This window comes from Streptomyces sp. (assembly GCF_050698815.1).
Taxonomy (GTDB): Bacteria; Actinomycetota; Actinomycetes; order Streptomycetales; family Streptomycetaceae; genus Streptomyces.
This window is the reverse complement of the sequence record NZ_JBOHCV010000522.1, coordinates 1-15,900: the sequence shown is the minus strand read 5'-3', so window position 1 is coordinate 15,900 and position 15,900 is coordinate 1. Positions and strand designations below refer to the sequence as shown.

Below are 15,900 nucleotides of genomic sequence, written 5' to 3'. Positions count from 1 at the left end.
AGCTCGGGCGTGAGACGACCATGGCCTTCCCGTCGGGGGTGGAGTACATGTCGTCGACGAACTGGTCGTGCCCCTCGCCCGGTCCGTTGCGGATGGCCAGGAAGTAGATGAGCTTGATCGGATCGGCGTGGATCGCGTCCAGGCGTTCCTGCTTGTCGGGGATCACGTTGATGCGTCCGAGCTTCTCGAATCCGCCGCTGGACTCGATGACGTCGGCGGTGCCGTCCCAGTTGTTGCCGACGAACATCACTTCCCGCAGATCCGCCGCGCCCGGGGCCGAGTCGGTCGTGGCGGCTGCCGAGTCGGGCGTGGGGGCTGCCGCGCCGGTCATGGCGGCCACGGCCACAAGTGCCGTGGCGACGGCGATCGGCAGTCGGCGCCCGCGGCGGCGTGTGCGCGCCGCGTCCGGCGGCTGGAGGGCCTCGGCGTCCGCGTGCTGCTTCCTGGATACGGGCATTGCTCTCCTTCGCGTAGCGACTCTGCCTGCGCTGAGCTGCGAGCTGTTGAGGCGAGCACGGCATGCGAAGCCCTCCGTAGAGCACGGCGGCACTCTACGGAGGGCTGGCGGCCGGACTGCGGATTCCCGTGCAAGGTCCGCGTCGCATGCTCTCTGACCAGGCATTTCAATGCGATACGCCCAGGCCGCCCAATGTGAAAACGCCTCACTTCACATTGGTGCTACTGAAGGTAACCACGGGCCCGCGGTTGTTCAACCCCCCGGAAGGGAGAAGATGACCGGGGGCACGAACGAGGGAGAACAATGCAGGCGCGGCCAAAGCAGTCAACCGGTCGTTACGCAGGCAAGGCAGCCACCGAGCGGCACGCCGAGCGGCGCCAGAAATTTCTTGATGCGGCACTGCAGCTCTTCGGAGCCGGTCCCGGCTACCGGACGACGACCGTCGCCGCCCTCTGCGAGGCGGCGGGGCTGTCGACCCGTCAGTTCTACGAAGAGTTCCGCACACTCGAAGACGTGCTCGCCGCCCTGCACTTGCAGGTCAACCACTGGGCCGAAAGCGCCGTCGTCGAAGCCCTCGCCGGGACCGAGGGCCGGCCTTTCGCTGAACGCTACGACTCCGTTTTCCGTGCGTACGCGGCAAGCCTCGCCTCGGACCCTCGCCGTATACGGATCGCCTTCACCGAGATCGTCGGCGTCAGCCCTCGCATGGACGAGCAACGGCTCGTCCGCCGCGCACGATGGGTCGAGCTGATACGCACCGAGGCAGCGGCAGCGGTCCACAGAGGTGAGGCCGCCGACCGTGACTACCGCATCTCCGCGGCCGCCTTCATCGGCAGCGTCAACGGTCTCCTGCACGACTGGGCCGCGGGCTGGGTGGACGCCTCTCTCAACGAGATCGTGGATGAACTCGTCCGTCTGCTGCTGGCGTTGCTGCGCCCCGCGGACTGAAAACCGGGACCCGGACCCGGACACCCGGACGACAAATGAGCGGCAGCCCGCAAGGGCCCGCGTCGTTCCCCCTCTGTCCGTGCGACGAGTACGAGCAAGTGCGGTGTCAGTGCCGACCGTTACGTTCGCCTCCTCAGCAACGCACAGGCACAGGACGGTGACCCGTATGCGAATGGACAGCCGAGACCTGCCCGAGCCGCGGGCCGACTGGAAAGGCATGAGCTGGCGCGACTGGCAGGATCTCGGTCTGGTCCGGTCCCGGCTGGCCGCCGGCGCCGACCCGAACGGTCCGCTGTACGCCGACGTCCAAGGCATCCCGCTCCATCGGGCGGCCGACTCCGGCTCGCGGGAGGTCGTCGCCGAACTGGCGGCTCTGGTCCGGGATGTGGATGCGGCCGACGAACAGGGCCAGACAGCGCTGTGGTTCGCGGTCGGCGGCCGTCAGGCGGAGAACGCCGTGGCGCTGCTGGAGGCCGGGGCCGACGCCTGGCGTCCCGTCGTCGGCGGCTGGTCACCGGGCCGGCTGGCCCTGCTCTCCCCCTTCGCCGCGCACTTCGAGAACTTGCCGGGCGCCGTGCCGCCCTCGCCCGCGGAGCGTGCCGCGATGCTGGAGGCGGACCGCCTCTGCGCCGAACTGGACGACATCTGGGAAGGGTTGGGCGTGGCCTTCGTCGCCGGTGTCGACGAGGACGAGGTCATCCGCCGCCTCGGTGCCGACCCGGCGGAGTGCCCGGTGACCGACGCCGACGACGCGTGGCCGCCCGGCGAAGAGGAGATGCTGGAGGACATTCAACTCGTGGGCGTCACCGGCGTCGAGGGCGGCTGTGTCGTCTCCCAGCCCTGGGGCTACCTCCCGGAGGATCCCCGTGTGCTCGCCCGGCTGTCGGCCGGAACGGTCGCCTACGGGATCTACCTCAATGCCAAGAGCGGCGACCAGGCGATGACCGGCCGCGACGGAGTGTGTGACCGCGACGCCGGTGCCGGTTTGGGTGTGCATGCGGACCATGTGGAGTCCGACGGCGGGAACGTACTGCTGCGGTTTCTCTACGACGCCGGCATCGGCGGAAGTGTCGGCTACGGCTGCGCGTACACCGGCCTGAACATCCCGGACGCCCGTCCGATAACCGGCCCGTTCCGCCGCTGGGTCCGCGTACCGCACATGGAATGAGTGACAGCCGGGAACGGTCTCAAGTCCCGGCGGTCCCGGCTTCTACACCCCCCTGTCCCCCGCTGCCAGGGCCGGGATGACTCCGCCCGCCGTGACGATCTCGCGCTGCCGGGCGGAGAGGCGGTGCCGCACGGCGTACTCCTCGTCCCTGGTGACGTTGCGCAGCCGCAGCGTCCCTCCCTCGTCCTCGGCGAGGGCATCGTGCAGGCCTTCGAGGCGCAGGACGTCGTCCGTCCCGATGCGCTCCCAGTCCCCGCCGTCCTCGAACTCCAGTGGCAGCACACCGAAGTTGACCAGGTTCTGCCAGTGGATACGGGCGAAGGACTTGGCGACGACGGAACGCAGCCCGAGGTGGCGCGGGGTGATCGCGGCGTGCTCACGCGAGGAGCCCTGCCCGTAGTTGTCCCCGCCGACGACGAAGTGACCGTTGTTCGTGTCGTCCGCCGCCGCCTCCCTCGCGCGCCGGGGATAGCCGGCGTCGATGCGGATGAAGGTGAAGTCGGCGAGCTTGGGGATGTTCGACCGGTAGGGAAGCGCCCGCGCGCCCGCCTGCGAGATCTCGTCCGTGGAGACGTCGTCGCCCGCCTTCAGCAGGACCGGCCCCTCCAACGTGTCGGGCAGCGCGTCGAGTTCGGGCAGCGCGGAGACGTTGGGGCCGCGCACCAGTTCCACGGACCGCGCCTCCTCGACGGGCAGGGGCGGCTCCAGCATTCCGGTGTTCACGCTGGCACGCTCCGGCAGTGAGAGCTGCGGTGGTCCGACGGCGGCTTCGGCCGCCCAGTCCCTGGGGTCGGTGATGACGCCGGTCAGCGCGGAGGCCGTGGCGGTCTCGGGGGAGCAGAGCCACACGGCGTCGTCCTCCGTGCCGGAGCGGCCGGGGAAGTTCCGCGGGAAGGTGCGCAGCGAGTTACGCCCTGCCGCGGGGGCCTGTCCCATGCCGATGCAGCCCAGGCAGCCGCTCTGGTGCAGCCGGGCGCCGGCGGCGATGAGGTCGAAGGTGCCGCCCGTACGGGTGAGGTCCTGGAGGATCTCCCGTGACGTCGGGTTGACGTCCAGGCTGACACCGTCGGCTGTGCGGCGTCCGGAGACCATCGCGGCGACGACGGCGAAGTCGCGCAGCCCGGGGTTGGCGGAGGAGCCGATCACCGCCTGATCGACCGGCTCGCCCGCCACCTCGCGTACGGGCACGACGTTGCCCGGTGAGGACGGGCGGGCGATCAGCGGCTCGACGGCCGAGAGGTCGATCTCCTCGTCGAGGTCGTAGACGGCGTCGGGCTCCGCCGCGAGCGGGGTGAAGTCACCCTCGCGGCCCTCGCTGCGCAGGAAGCCCCGTACGGCCTCATCAGCGGGGAAAACGCTCGCTGTGGCACCCAGCTCCGCCCCCATGTTGGCGATGACGTGCCGGTCCATCGCGGTGAGGGAGCCCAGCCCCGGCCCGTGGTACTCCAGGACGCGGTTGAAGGCTCCCTTGACTCCGTGCCGGCGCAGCAGCTCCAGGATGACGTCCTTCGCGCTCACCCACGGAGCCAGGCTCCCGGTCAGCCGCACCCCCCAGATCTGCGGCATTCGCACGTACAGCGGCTGCCCGGCCATGGCAAGCGCCACTTCGAGGCCGCCGACCCCGATGGCGAGCATCCCGAGCGAACCCGCGGCGCAGGTGTGTGAGTCGGAGCCGGCGAGGGTCCTGCCCGGGATGCCGAAGCGCTGCATGTGGGTGGGGTGCGAGACGCCGTTGCCCGGCTTGGAGTACCACAGGCCCCAGCGCCGGGCCGCGGAGCGCAGGAAGAGGTGGTCTTCGGCATTGCGCTCGTCGGCCTGGAGGATGTTGTGGTCTACGTACTGGACGCTGACCTCGGTACGGACCCGGTCGAGGCCCAGCGACTCCAGCTCCTGCATCACCAGCGTTCCGGTGGCGTCCTGGGTCAGGGTCTGGTCGATGCGCAGACCGATCTCCGCACCGGCTTCCGCCCTGCCCGCCACCAAATGATCACCGATGAGACGCTGCGTGACCGTTCCCCGCGCCCCTCGGCCTGTGAGGGTTCCCGCGTTCGTACTGGCCAAGACCAGCCACCTCCTGCTGTGGGCGTAGTCGACGGGACTCACCGGGCGTCGGTCCCGGGCTGCCGGCGCCGGGTACCCGGGTGCGCGAGAGGTACGTCCACGGACTTCGGCCCGAACCGGCTGCGGACCTGCCACATTGCGGCGATCGCATTCGGCGAGGCATCCCAGCGTCCGCTCTGCGAGCGTCAAGCCTTACCAGGCTCGTCCTTCCGGGAGGCGGGCCATGCCGGGAGCGGACAGGTGCAATACCTCGTAGCGCTCGGCGGCTGCCTCGTCCGGTGCCACAGCGTCCTCCCACAGGACGAACCGCATCAGCTGCCAGGACTGGGGGTCAAAGGCCAGGGCGACGGTGTGTACGTTTTCGCGGCGGGCGATCCCGCGAAGCTCCTCGACCTCCCGTTCGATCAGCGTGGCCAGGCCGAGGCCGGTGGCGTCGGGATCGGAGTCGGCAGGGATCGGGGTAAGGCGACGCGAGGCTGCCCGGGGGAATGCGGTGCGGGCGGGACCGGCATGGCAGGCGATGCCGGCCCAGTGGCGTGCGGCAGGGCGCCCGAAGTCGCGGACGATGTTCTGGAATCCACCCCTGCCGACGAGGAAGTGGGCCATCGCACCGGTGTCGTTCCACAGGTAGAAGGGCGCGTACTGGTTGACCGGCGAGCCGTCGATGCCACGCTCGCGGATGACGTACGCCTTCAGGCCCAGTCCGGCGCGGTCGTCGAGCACGTGACCGCCGGCGGCCACCCGCTTGCGGATGATCTCCATGTCGTAGTCGGCGGGCAGGGTGATCTCGTACTGCTTGGCGTGCATGAAAGGTGCTTGCCTTTCCTGATGGTCAGACGGTCGGCGGATCGGCGAGGTATTCGGTGTCGGTCACGATTGCGCCCCGTTCGGCTTCGTGCCGTGGGTGGCGGTGCCACACGGTCCGGGCGCCGGGGGCGAAGTGGACGCTGTCGACCCGCACGCGCGAAGGACGTTCCGGTGCGGCGATCTCCTCGTCCCAGGCGGCTCCGACGACCAACTGAGGCGGTGCGGCGGCACTGACCGTTGGCAGGCGAGAACATGCATAACGGCGTAACTCCCCCTATCTCTCGGCGATCGAGGTATGCGCGGACAGCAGCCCCAGCACCCCGGTGATCGCTTGGTCGAACGGGACCACGGAGTCGGCGGCGCGGGCCAGCACATAGCCGCCCTGCAGAACTGCGACGATCGTCGCTGCGGTGGCCTGCGGTTCCAGCGCGGCGTCCAGCTCGCCGCCGCCACGTCCCTCGGCCACGACTTCGGCGAGACGTCTGCGCAGCCAGTCAAGGGTCTCCTCAACGGGTGCCCGCAGGGCCGGGTCAGCCATGAGGTCCGGATCCTGGGTGAGACCTCCGATCGGGCATCCCTTGAGGACCTCCCGCTCGCGGAGCAGATATGCGGTGATCCGTTCCGCGGCGGTACCGGGAGCGGAGAACTGCGCTTCGGCCTTGGCGCGCATTTCCTCAGCGGTACGGCTGATCGCGGCGAGTGCCAGATCAGGCTTGCCTGCGAAGTGGTGGTACATGCTGCCTTGTCCGGCTCCGGCCCGCTGCTGGATGTGCTTGGGGCTGGTAGCGGCGTAGCCGCGCTCCCACAGCAGTTCCCGGGTGCTTTCGATGAGACGTTCTGCAGTGCTCATGCAACAACTGTACATACTAGTAGGTACAGTTGGAGCGCGGCGCTTGTCCAGCGTCTGTCGGGCGCTCGCCGAGCACGAGAAGCGTCAGGTATACCCGAGGCCGTCGAACAGGCCCGTGCCGACTTCGCCGCCCACGCAAGGTGACCGCCTATCGCCGCCCCGGCGACGATGAGTTCGCGGGCCGAAGCCGCCAAGGCGCGAGCGACAAGGCCCCAACCGATCATGGCCGGGCCTCTGACATCGAGATCTTGCACCCGCCCCTTCGCTCGCTCACGGCTTGCAACTGGTGCCGTAGAACAGCGAGCCGAGGATCGCGGCGCAGGCGACCCAGTGCGCGACGACCGCTGCACGCTGGCTCATCGCGCCGCCTCGCGGGCATCGAATTCGGCAACGGCCTCAGCCATGGCGGGGCACCGCTGCACCTGACCCGGGAACGGGCGTGGTCGATGCAGGCGTAGAGAATCGCTCCGGGACCCGAGCCGGCCTCGATCGCGCCGACCATGATCGCACCGCCGGTGGTCGAGCCGCAGTCAAATGCACTTCTTCGTCATGAGGGCGCCGCCGCTCCTCGTGGGCCGAGCTCGTCGGCGATGACCGCCGACAGGGCTGTGTACAGCGCGGCAGAGCTGGTGAGCGGCGACCGCTCGGTGACGGGCTTTGCCCAGTGCATACCGGGCGAGCACACCCGGTCGCGCGGCGGTACGGCCACCCAGCTGGCCGTACCCAATACCCGCACGTACGCGATGCCCGGGAAGACCCAACTCGCGGCCGTACCTGGCCTGATCAGCCAGTACATGCGCTGTGCGTGAGGATCGCGAATGACCGCACCGCACTCGTCGCCAAGCCCTTCCATCACACGATCTCCGAAGTAGGCGGGCGCTCTTACGGCATCCCATTGGGTGCCCGCCTGGGTGAGCTCGGAATCCAGCCCGGAAGGCGGTGCCCACTGCTGCGCGGTCATCATTCTGTGTCCTCTTCCGACTACGGATAGTGCACAGACCAAACCGCGCGGCATGCTGATGGAGCCGGCTGTGACCCGCCCACTGCATGTCGATATGCGCCGAGCGCATACGCATGACAGGGCAGAGAAGGGTTACCTGTACCAACGGTCAGGGGGGCAATGGTGAACTGGTCAACGCAAGCCATCCGAGAGGCTTCACGAACCGGCCACTACGGACGCGTGGTCAAGCTGGCCCGCGAAGCGGCCGGCGTCTCGCAGAAGCAGCTCGGGGAAGCCTGCGGCATCAGTCAGTCCGCGGTCTCACGGCTGGAGAGCCATGGCACCGCCTCGTACGACATGAGCCAACTGGCGAGAGCCGCCAGCCACTTACGGATTCCCCTGCGGCTGGTCGGCCTCGCCGAACGCCCTGCGGCTGCCGCAGCAAACGTGGACGGACCTGAAGTGGAACGGCGCAACTTCCTTGCTCGTGCTGCGGCAGTCGCCACGACACCGGCACTCACGGCACTCGATAGCGCCCATGGGTGGGCCGCCGAGAACTGCCGGCCTGCCACGCTTCGACTTGCAACCAGCGCCTTCCGGCGCATGGACGGGTCAACACCGTCCCGTCACCTTGCCGAACCCGTACTTGCTCACCTGCGCCTCGCGCAGACAGTCGCCAGCGAGGCCGAAGACGCTGCAGATAGAGCCCGGTTGACGGCGGTCGGCAGCGAGGCCGCGAGCCTGGCGGGCTGGCTTTCCTGGGACATGGGCGACTACGGCTCCGCCCGTACCTGGTACGGCACTGCCATCAAGGCGGCGCGCAGTTCCGGCGATCGCCTCCTGACCGCTTACCAGTTGGGCAGCCTCGCCCAATTCGAGGCGCACGCGGGGAACGCCGCACGGGGACTGTCCCTCACGCGCTCAGCCCGCCGTCAACTGGGCCCGGAGCGCCCGGCCATCGCAGACGCATGGCTGTCCACAGTCGAAGCGCTCGCGCATGCGGGATCCGGAGACCGTACCTCCTGCGATCAAGCTCTCGAGGACGCCTCGGCCGACGCCACCCGCATCCCAGTCGAAGCACCACCGCCATGGCCCTGGGTCTTCACTTTCAACAACAGCAAGGTCGCCGCCTGCCGTCTTGCCTGCGGCGCTCGTCTCCGTATTCCGCAGTGGGTGTTCGGCGCACAGGATGACGCTGCTCCAGTGCTTGCTTCGGGCCACGACAAGCAGCACGCCCTGTACGTGCTCGACGTGGCATCCGCTCACCTTGCGGCCGGACGACTTGACGGCGCCTTCGCGTTGGCCACACGCACGTTGGAGACGGGGGTGCGCTACCGCTCGGGCCGCATCGTGGAAAGAACCCGCGCTCTGCGACGCTCCTACGCCACAACCTCTCTGCCGAAGGTCGTGCGCGACTTCGACGACCGGCTCTACGGCATCTATCTATGACTCACGGAGGACACGGCATGCGACTGGGCATCACAGGACACCGCGGACTCCCGGAGGAGACCAAGAGGTTGGTCCGGGCAGCTCTCAAGGAACAGGTCCAGCAGCACAGTCCGGATGATTTGGTGGGCCTCTCGTGCATCGCCGACGGACCCGACGCCTGGTTCGCCGAAACGGTACTCGATCACGGCGGACAGATTGAGGTCGTCATCCCAGCGGCCGGCTACCGGGAAGGGCTCCCTGTCTGGCACCACCCGACGTACGACCAACTGATGCGACAGGCCCACGATGTGCACTCGACCGGCATCTCCGATTCGGACTCGCAGGCACACATGGCAGGCAGCGAAGTCCTCGTCGACCTGGCCGACCATCTCCTCGCCGTCTGGGACGGCGAGCCCGCCCGCGGGTACGGAGGAACAGCCGACGTGGTGACCTACGCAAAACGCAACGGTGTCCCCGTGGACATCGTCTGGCCGAAGGGCGCGACGCGAGACGGCTGACGCCGTTCTGGCTACACGAAGACTCCCGGGTGCGGGGAAACGTGTCCCGCGAGGAGCCCATCGCAGGTCCTATGAGGGTGCCTTCCGCCCGTAGGGCGGATCGCGCCGGCCGGGGCCGAGTCTGCGTGCCGCTGCGGCCAGGCCCAGGACGGCGAGGGTGAGCCCGAATGCGCAGAGCAGCCCTCGCAGTGGGTCGTCGGCGAAGGCGGCGCCGCCGAGGGCTCCGACCAGCGTGGTGACGGTGGCCCAGAGTGCGCACCCCACCGCGTCGAGGGCGGCGAACCGGCGCAGCGGGAGGCCCAGGCTGCCGCTGGCAAGGCAGCCGGCGACCCGGCCACCGGGCAGGTAGCGGGCCGCGATCAGCAGCGTGGGGGCATGCCGGTGGACCGCGGCGCGTGCCCTCTCGTAACGCCGCCGTCCCTTCTCCCCGGGCAGCAGCCTGGCCACCGCCCGGGGTCCGGCGCGGCGGCCGAGCGTGTGGCCCAGCAGGTCCCCGGCGAAGGCGCCCGCCGCCGCGACCAGCGCAAGCACCGTGAGCCGTCCCGGTACGGGCCCGATGAGGACGGCCACCGTCAGCACCGTGGTCTCGCTCGGCATGAAGGGCAGCACGGCGTCGAGCCCGGCCACCGCGAAGAGCAGCAGCCAGAACCAGGGGGTGTCCGCGCTGCCCTGGACGAGGTCCGCGAGGTAGTCGACGTACTCACGCATGGACGCCGTCGCGTACGGGCGCCGTGCGTGCCGGAACGGCCCGGACTCCCGGGCGCAGCCGGGCGGCTGGGCGCCCGACGGCGTCGGACACCGCGGCGTGCGCTGCCGTGGCGAGGGAGCGCCGGTCGTGGGCGTAGGGCCACAGGGGCGGGCATGCCCGTACGCGCGTGGCGAGCCCCTCGGTGGAGGCCACCCGGCGCATGGAGGCCGTGAGGGTGTCGCCGCCGACGTAGGCCGGCACGGTGCTGGGCGCGCCGTCCTGGGTGAAGTCGATGGCGACAGGCCGCACCGGTGCCTCCGCGTCGAGTGCCGCCTGGAACGTGGCCCGCCGGAACGGGCCGCCCGGCGCAGTGCACCAGGTGGTGCCCTGCGGGAACACCATCACGGAGCCGCCGTCGCGCAGGTACGCCGCCAAATCCCGTATGACGGCGGGCAGTTCGCGTACGGCTTCGCGGTTGATGAACCGGTTGCCCGTCCTGCGGGTCAGCGGACCCACGACCGGCCACTCGGCGACCTCCCGCTTGGCGATGAGTGGCACGGGCTCGACGGCCAGCACCGCGATGACGTCGAGCCACGAGACGTGGTTCGCGACGATCAACGTCCCGGTGGTCGTGCCCGGCACCCGCAGCGGGCCCGTGGCGTCCAGGCTGATGCCGAGCGCGTCGAGTACGTCACGGGCGTACCGCTGAAGCCTCTGCGGGTCGGCGATCCGCGTCCCGGCCGCCAGCGCGCTGCCGACGGTGGTGGCGAGCGACGCGTACCGCCGGAGCACCGCCGTCGCGGGCACACGGCCCGCTGACGCCTGCGTACGGGCGCTTGCCGCGCCGCTCAGCGCGCCGCTCACCGCCTCGCTCACCGCACCTCCCGCGCCGTCGCCCGTCCGGGGCGGCGCGACGCAGCGCTGCGTGCAAGGGGAGGCGACAGCCCAGGCGTTCATCGGGTCTCGCCCAGGAAGTAGCGCCGGTAGCGGTCGTTCATACGCTCCATGTCGAGCAGCACGAAGAAGTCGGCGTCGCCGAAGTCCGTGTCGTGTGCGGGCGCGCCGCACATCCACGCGCCGACCCGCAGGTAGCCGCGCAGCAGCGGGGGCAGCGCGGCATAGCTCTGCCTGGCCGTCAGTTGCTGCCGTGGCAGCCACGGGTCGTGCGGGTGTACCCGCAGCTCGGGCGGGGCGGCGTGCTTGGTGGTGCCCAGCAGCCACGCGTCGGCCGCGGACTGTCCGCCGTCGGTCAGCGGCACGGAGGCGCAGCCGGCCAGGTAGCGGTGCCCGGACAGCAGCAGGTAGCGGGCGAGCCCGCCCCACATCGCGTTGATCACCGCACCCGAGCGGTGATCGGGGTGTACGCACGCGCGCCCTGCCTCGACCATGGCCGACCGGACCTGTACGGGCAGGCCGCGCAGGTCGAACTCGCCCTCCGAATAGAGCCGTTCGCTCCGGCCGGGGGGCATGAGCCGGTATGTGCCGACGATCTCGCCGGTCGCCTGTGCGGTGACGACGAGGTGGTCCGCGATGTCGTCGAATCCGTCCACGTCGTGCCCGGGCAGCGGTGAACGCAGCCGCGCCCCCCTCTCCTCGGCGAAGACCTGGTGGCGGAGCCGCTGGGCGGCCCGTATCTCCTCTTTCGAGCCTGCGATGGAAGTGGCGTACGAGCCTGCGGCAGCCGATACGGTGGAAGCAGTGGGCATGGGTGATCTCCCTCTGTGGGAATGCGGCACCCGCGCGGACCCGTAGCCAGCGATACTCCGCGAGGGTTTACCCGTATGTAAGTGGTCGCTTGTGTTCCGCACGGGGCCGTCGAGTTACCGCTCGGCGGCCCCTCTGCGTCGGGTGGGTGCCGAAGGCGGTACGTTCCTGCTCACGCGCTCGCCGTGGCGCCCGGCGCGTCAGACTCCCCGCTGACCGTGGTCGGTGAGCCAGGCCGGATACTGCGGGTTGTTGCCGATCGCTTCCGCGTACGCCGCTTCCGCGCGTTCGACGAGTGCCAGACCGACCGCTGCCCCGACAACGGGGCGGGCCATCAGCCCCGGCGCGGTGGTCGTCATCGCCGACAACTACACGCTGCTGCACGGCCGCGAGGCGTTCACCAGCCGCGCGCCGCGCCACCTGCGCCGGGTGCACGTACTCGGTGAGCCCGCGCTCGAGAATCCGGCGCTGCGCCCTGCTGGAGATCACTCGAACGGCTGAGCCCCGGCCACTCCGTCAGGAGTCCGCCCGAACGGCCGCCACAAGTTGGTGGCGCCGTCCTCCACACGGACGGTGGCAACAGGGGGCACCCGGTTGCTCGACACGGCGAGGTCTCACCATGCAGGAAGCCCTGGCTCCGCGGACGGCCCGAATATCCCCCCTCGGCTCAGTGGTGCCGGGCGGGCGCCCACTTCCCTGGCTGGCCAGCATCGCCGCGGCGTTCGTCCTCGTCCAGCTGGTCCTGGTGGTACCCGGCTCCGGCATGGGCTGGGACGAGGCCGTCTACACCAGCCAGGTCAGCCGGGAGCTGCCGTCCGCGTTCTTCAGTGCGCCCCGCGCACGCGGGATCTCCTATCTGGCCGCGCCGGTGGCGGCGTTCACCTCCTCCATCACCGCTCTGCGGGTCTATCTGGCACTGCTCTCCGGTGCCGGGCTCTTCGCCTCACTGTGGGTGTGGCGGGGCCTGCTGCCGACCCGGGTCCTGGCCACAGCGGGCGGCTTGTTCGCCGGTCTGTGGATCACGTTGTTCTACGGCCCCGCGGTGATGCCCAACCTCTGGAGCGCCTACGGGTCCCTCGCAGCCGTCGGCTGCTTCGTCCGGGCCGCCCGGGACCGTACGGACCGCAGAGCACTGGCAGTCCTGCCGGTCCCGCTCGTGGTCGTGGCGCTCATGCGTCCTCCCGACGCGATGTGGCTCGTGCTCGCGCTGGCCGCCATGAGCCTGGCCGTACGCCGGTGGCGGCGCCCCGGACTGCTGCTGCTCCTCGCCGGCGCCCTCGCGCTGGGGTCCGCGGAGTGGGTCATCGAGGCCTACGTGCGCTACGGCGGCCTCTTCGCGCGCCTGCACCGGGCCGGCGAGATACAGGGCGGAATGGGATGGCACATGGCCGTGGACGACCAGATCCGCAGCCTGGCCGGGCGCACGCTGTGCCGTCCCTGCGACGTTCCCTGGCGGCACCCCGTCACCGCGCTGTGGTGGTTCGCCCTGCCGCCGGCGGCCGTGGCCGGCGTGCTGGTCGCCCCCCGGATCCGCCGCGGCGCCACCGCCCTCGTACCGGCCCTCACCGCGGCCGTCGTCGCCGTGCCCTATCTGTTCCTGATCGGCTACGCCGCACCGCGCTTCCTGCTGCCGAGCTACGCCCTGCTCGCCCTCCCCGTCGCCGAGTGCCTGTGGTGGATCGCCACCGGCAGGACGGGCCGGTTCCGTACGGCCGGTACGGCACTCGTCGGCCTCGCGCTCACCGGCCACCTCGCCGTTCAGTTCGCCATCGTGGCCCACAACGCGGCCGGCAGCCGGGAGTCGCGGAAGGACTTCACGAACACGGCCGCTCACCTGCACCGCCTGGGTGTCCGTCCTCCGTGCGTGCTGACCGGGGATCACGCCGTGCAGCTCGCCTACTACACCGGCTGCGCGTCCCGGCAGACCGGCGGCCCCGACGCCTCCGTCACCCCGGCCGGAGTGCGGGCCGCGGCCCGCCGGCAGCCGGTGGCCGTCATCGTGCCGCCAGGCCACACGAAACCCGCCTTCGCCCGCGGCTGGCGACCGGCACCGCTCCCCGACGCCGCCCGCTTCCGCGGCTACCACGTCTACCTGCCCGCGACGGTGAGGCCGCTGCGAAGCGGCGGGGGCGAAGCCCGGCCGTGACGCCGTTGACCGGTCCGTTCGGGGAGGGTCAGCGTGCCATGTCACCTTCGGGGACGGTGACTTCCGGATCATCCGGCTCCAGATCATCCGGGCGCACATCGCCGGGCCCGGGCTCGAGCCCGGGATCGCCGGTGAGGGTGTCCAGGATCTGCCGGCCGTATTTCGCCAGCTTGTTCTCGCCGACGCCGTTCACCGTGCCGAGTTCGGTCAGGGTCGAGGGTGAGGTGGTCGCGATCTCGCGCAGGGTCGCGTCGTGGAAGATCACGTACGCGGGCACGCCCTGCTCCTTGGCGGTGGCCGCGCGCCAGGCGCGCAGCTGCTCGAACACCGGAAGGGCCTCTTCGGGGAGGTCTACGGGCGCGGCCCGGCGGGACTTGGCGGTGGCGGTCTTCGCCGCCCGCGCGGCCCGCTCGGGCTCCCTGCGCAGCCGGACCTCGCGCCGGCCGCCCAGCACCTCACCACTCGCGTCGGTGAGCACCAGCGTGCCGTACTCGCCCTCGACGGAGAGCAGGCCCTGGGCCAGCAGTTGACGCACCACACCGCGCCACTCCGTGGCGGACAGCTCGGTGCCGACGCCGAACACCGTCAGGGCGTCGTGGTCGTGCTGGATGACCTTGGCCGTCTTCTTGCCGAGCAGGATGTCGATGATCTGGCCCGCGCCGAACTTCTGCCGCCGCTCGCGTACGAGCCGCAGCACGGTCGAGAGGACCTTCTGCGCCGGAATCACACCGTCCCACGACTCCGCCGGTGACAGGCACGTATCGCAGTTGCCGCAGGCGGTGCTGTGCTGGCCGAAGTAGGCGAGCAGTCCCACGCGGCGGCACTCGACCGTCTCGCACAGAGCCAGCATCGCGTCGAGATGGGCGCCGAGGCGGCGGCGGTGGGTCTCGTCGCCTTCGGAGGTCCCGATCATCTTGCGCTGCTGCACGACGTCCTGGAGACCGTAGGCGAGCCAGGCGGTGGAGGGGAGGCCGTCACGGCCGGCGCGGCCGGTCTCCTGGTAGTAGCCCTCCACGGACTTGGGCAGGTCGAGGTGGGCGACGAAGCGCACGTCCGGCTTGTCGATGCCCATGCCGAAGGCGATCGTGGCGACCACGACGAGGCCGTCCTCACGCAGGAAGCGCGCCTGGTTCGCCGCCCGGGTCCGCGCGTCGAGGCCCGCGTGGTAGGGCAGTGCCTCGATCCCGTTCCGCACCAGGAATTCGGCGGTCTTCTCCACGGAGGCCCGGGACAGGCAGTAGACGATGCCCGCGTCGCCGGGGTGCTCGGTGCGCAGCAGGTCCAGCAGCTGCCGCTTCGGCTCGTCCTTCGGCGCGATGCGGTACTGGATGTTCGGGCGGTCGAAGCTCGCCACGAAGTGGCGGGCGTCCTTCAGGTTCAGCCGTACCGCGATCTCATCGTGGGTGGCTTCGGTGGCGGTCGCGGTCAGGGCGAGGCGGGGAACGTCGGGCCAGCGCTCGTGCAGAGCGGACAGCGCGAGATAGTCGGGCCGGAAGTCGTGCCCCCACTGGGCTACGCAGTGCGCCTCGTCGATGGCGAACAGCGAGACAGTGCCGCGGTCGAGCAGCCGCAGCGTGGACTCGGTCCGCAGCCGCTCCGGCGCCAGATAGAGCAGGTCCAGCTCACCGGCGAGGAACTCCGCTTCGACCAGCCGGCGCTCCTCGAGGTCCTGCGTGGAGTTGAGGAACCCGGCCCGTACGCCGAGGGCTCTCAGGGCGTCGACCTGGTCCTGCATGAGCGCGATGAGCGGTGATACGACGACGCCGACGCCCTTCCGCACCAGTGCGGGGATCTGGTAGCACAGCGACTTGCCACCACCGGTCGGCATCAGCACGAGTGCGTCGCCGCCGGTGACCATGTGGTCGATGATCTCCCGCTGGCTTCCCCTGAACGCGTCGTAGCCGAAGACGCGGTGCAGGACCTGCAGCGCCTCGCTCATCCCGGAATCACCGTCGAGGGAAGTCATCCGGGCATTCTAGGAGGACCCTTCCACGGGCTGCGGGCCCGCTTCCCGGCGCCCGATTCGCCGAGGGCAGAACGCTGCCGCCCTCCTGCCGGGCGCGGCACTCCTATCCTGAGCAGATGACCAGCGACGCGCCGAACCGAGCCCGTGTCATCGCACTGCGCCCCGCCGCGACGGCTGCCCGGCCGACCCCGGCGCCGGCCCCGGCGCCCGCGCCCGCGC

16 protein-coding genes and 1 pseudogene are annotated in these 15,900 nt (G+C 70.5%); 6 read left to right on the top strand and 11 right to left on the bottom strand.

The features are described from left to right. Positions 1-331, bottom strand: a pseudogene (locus tag ACRDP3_RS18870) (YncE family protein); the annotation flags it as partial. Between the two features lie 429 nt (positions 332-760). On the opposite strand from ACRDP3_RS18870, the gene ACRDP3_RS18865 reads away from it, so the two are divergent. Both ACRDP3_RS18865 and ACRDP3_RS18860 read left to right on the top strand, forming a co-directional pair. Continuing rightward, the gene (locus tag ACRDP3_RS18865; RefSeq protein WP_431518139.1) at positions 761-1,405 is read left to right on the top strand and encodes a TetR/AcrR family transcriptional regulator; all 645 of its coding nucleotides are present in this window, start codon (positions 761-763) and stop codon (positions 1,403-1,405) included. Between the two features lie 172 nt (positions 1,406-1,577). Then, positions 1,578-2,573: a DUF6461 domain-containing protein gene (locus ACRDP3_RS18860; protein ID WP_431518138.1), complete on the top strand. Its 996-nt coding sequence runs from the start codon at positions 1,578-1,580 to the stop codon at positions 2,571-2,573. Between the two features lie 42 nt (positions 2,574-2,615). Here the strand turns inward: ACRDP3_RS18860 and ACRDP3_RS18855 are convergent, their stop codons facing one another. From ACRDP3_RS18855 to ACRDP3_RS18835, 5 genes are all read right to left on the bottom strand, one after another. Then, on the bottom strand, positions 2,616-4,634 hold the full coding sequence (locus ACRDP3_RS18855) for an aconitate hydratase (protein WP_431518137.1): 2,019 nt from the start codon (positions 4,632-4,634) through the stop codon (positions 2,616-2,618). Between the two features lie 192 nt (positions 4,635-4,826). Next, positions 4,827-5,441, bottom strand: a complete 615-nt coding sequence (locus tag ACRDP3_RS18850; RefSeq protein ID WP_431518136.1) for a DUF4865 family protein — start codon at positions 5,439-5,441, stop codon at positions 4,827-4,829. Between the two features lie 25 nt (positions 5,442-5,466). Beyond that, positions 5,467-5,652 (bottom strand): hypothetical protein, encoded by a 186-nt coding sequence (locus ACRDP3_RS18845; RefSeq protein WP_431518135.1) that lies wholly within the window; start codon positions 5,650-5,652, stop codon positions 5,467-5,469. 63 nt (positions 5,653-5,715) lie between these two features. Continuing rightward, complete coding sequence (locus tag ACRDP3_RS18840; protein ID WP_431518134.1) at positions 5,716-6,291, bottom strand: TetR/AcrR family transcriptional regulator; 576 nt, start codon at positions 6,289-6,291, stop codon at positions 5,716-5,718. A gap of 547 nt (positions 6,292-6,838) precedes the next feature. Next, positions 6,839-7,087, bottom strand: a complete 249-nt coding sequence (locus ACRDP3_RS18835) for a hypothetical protein (protein WP_431518133.1) — start codon at positions 7,085-7,087, stop codon at positions 6,839-6,841. 384 nt (positions 7,088-7,471) lie between these two features. Between ACRDP3_RS18835 and ACRDP3_RS18830 the strand changes: the two genes are divergently transcribed. Both ACRDP3_RS18830 and ACRDP3_RS18825 read left to right on the top strand, forming a co-directional pair. Then, positions 7,472-8,680, top strand: coding sequence for a helix-turn-helix domain-containing protein (locus ACRDP3_RS18830; RefSeq protein WP_431518132.1), 1,209 nt, complete (start codon positions 7,472-7,474; stop codon positions 8,678-8,680). A 17-nt stretch (positions 8,681-8,697) separates the two neighbouring features. After that, entirely contained in the window at positions 8,698-9,177 is a 480-nt protein-coding gene (locus tag ACRDP3_RS18825; RefSeq protein ID WP_431518131.1) for a hypothetical protein, read from the top strand. Positions 9,178-9,246: 69 nt separating this feature from the next. Here ACRDP3_RS18825 and ACRDP3_RS18820 read toward each other — a convergent pair whose 3' ends face one another. The 4 genes from ACRDP3_RS18820 to ACRDP3_RS18805 all read right to left on the bottom strand — a co-directional run bounded on the left by ACRDP3_RS18820 (position 9,247) and on the right by ACRDP3_RS18805 (position 11,928). After that, entirely contained in the window at positions 9,247-9,885 is a 639-nt protein-coding gene (locus tag ACRDP3_RS18820; RefSeq protein ID WP_431518130.1) for a DedA family protein, read from the bottom strand. Beyond that, a complete protein-coding gene (locus ACRDP3_RS18815) occupies positions 9,878-10,741 on the bottom strand; it encodes a lysophospholipid acyltransferase family protein (RefSeq protein ID WP_431518129.1) in 864 nt (287 codons plus the stop codon). The genes ACRDP3_RS18820 and ACRDP3_RS18815 overlap by 8 nt, the downstream gene beginning before the upstream one ends. Before the next feature lie 77 nt (positions 10,742-10,818). Continuing rightward, a complete protein-coding gene (locus tag ACRDP3_RS18810; RefSeq protein WP_431518128.1) occupies positions 10,819-11,571 on the bottom strand; it encodes a GNAT family N-acetyltransferase in 753 nt (250 codons plus the stop codon). 198 nt (positions 11,572-11,769) lie between these two features. Beyond that, a complete protein-coding gene (locus ACRDP3_RS18805) occupies positions 11,770-11,928 on the bottom strand; it encodes a hypothetical protein (RefSeq protein ID WP_431518127.1) in 159 nt (52 codons plus the stop codon). Here ACRDP3_RS18805 and ACRDP3_RS18800 point away from each other — a divergent pair. Beyond that, on the top strand, positions 11,918-12,070 hold the full coding sequence (locus tag ACRDP3_RS18800; protein ID WP_431518126.1) for a hypothetical protein: 153 nt from the start codon (positions 11,918-11,920) through the stop codon (positions 12,068-12,070). The two genes, ACRDP3_RS18805 and ACRDP3_RS18800, sit on opposite strands and share 11 nt — an antisense overlap. A 118-nt stretch (positions 12,071-12,188) precedes the next feature. Then, complete coding sequence (locus ACRDP3_RS18795) at positions 12,189-13,715, top strand: hypothetical protein (RefSeq protein WP_431518125.1); 1,527 nt, start codon at positions 12,189-12,191, stop codon at positions 13,713-13,715. Between the two features lie 28 nt (positions 13,716-13,743). Here the strand turns inward: ACRDP3_RS18795 and recQ are convergent, their stop codons facing one another. Next, on the bottom strand, positions 13,744-15,681 hold the full coding sequence (gene recQ, locus ACRDP3_RS18790; protein ID WP_431518124.1) for a DNA helicase RecQ: 1,938 nt from the start codon (positions 15,679-15,681) through the stop codon (positions 13,744-13,746). Positions 15,682-15,900 lie beyond the last annotated feature (219 nt).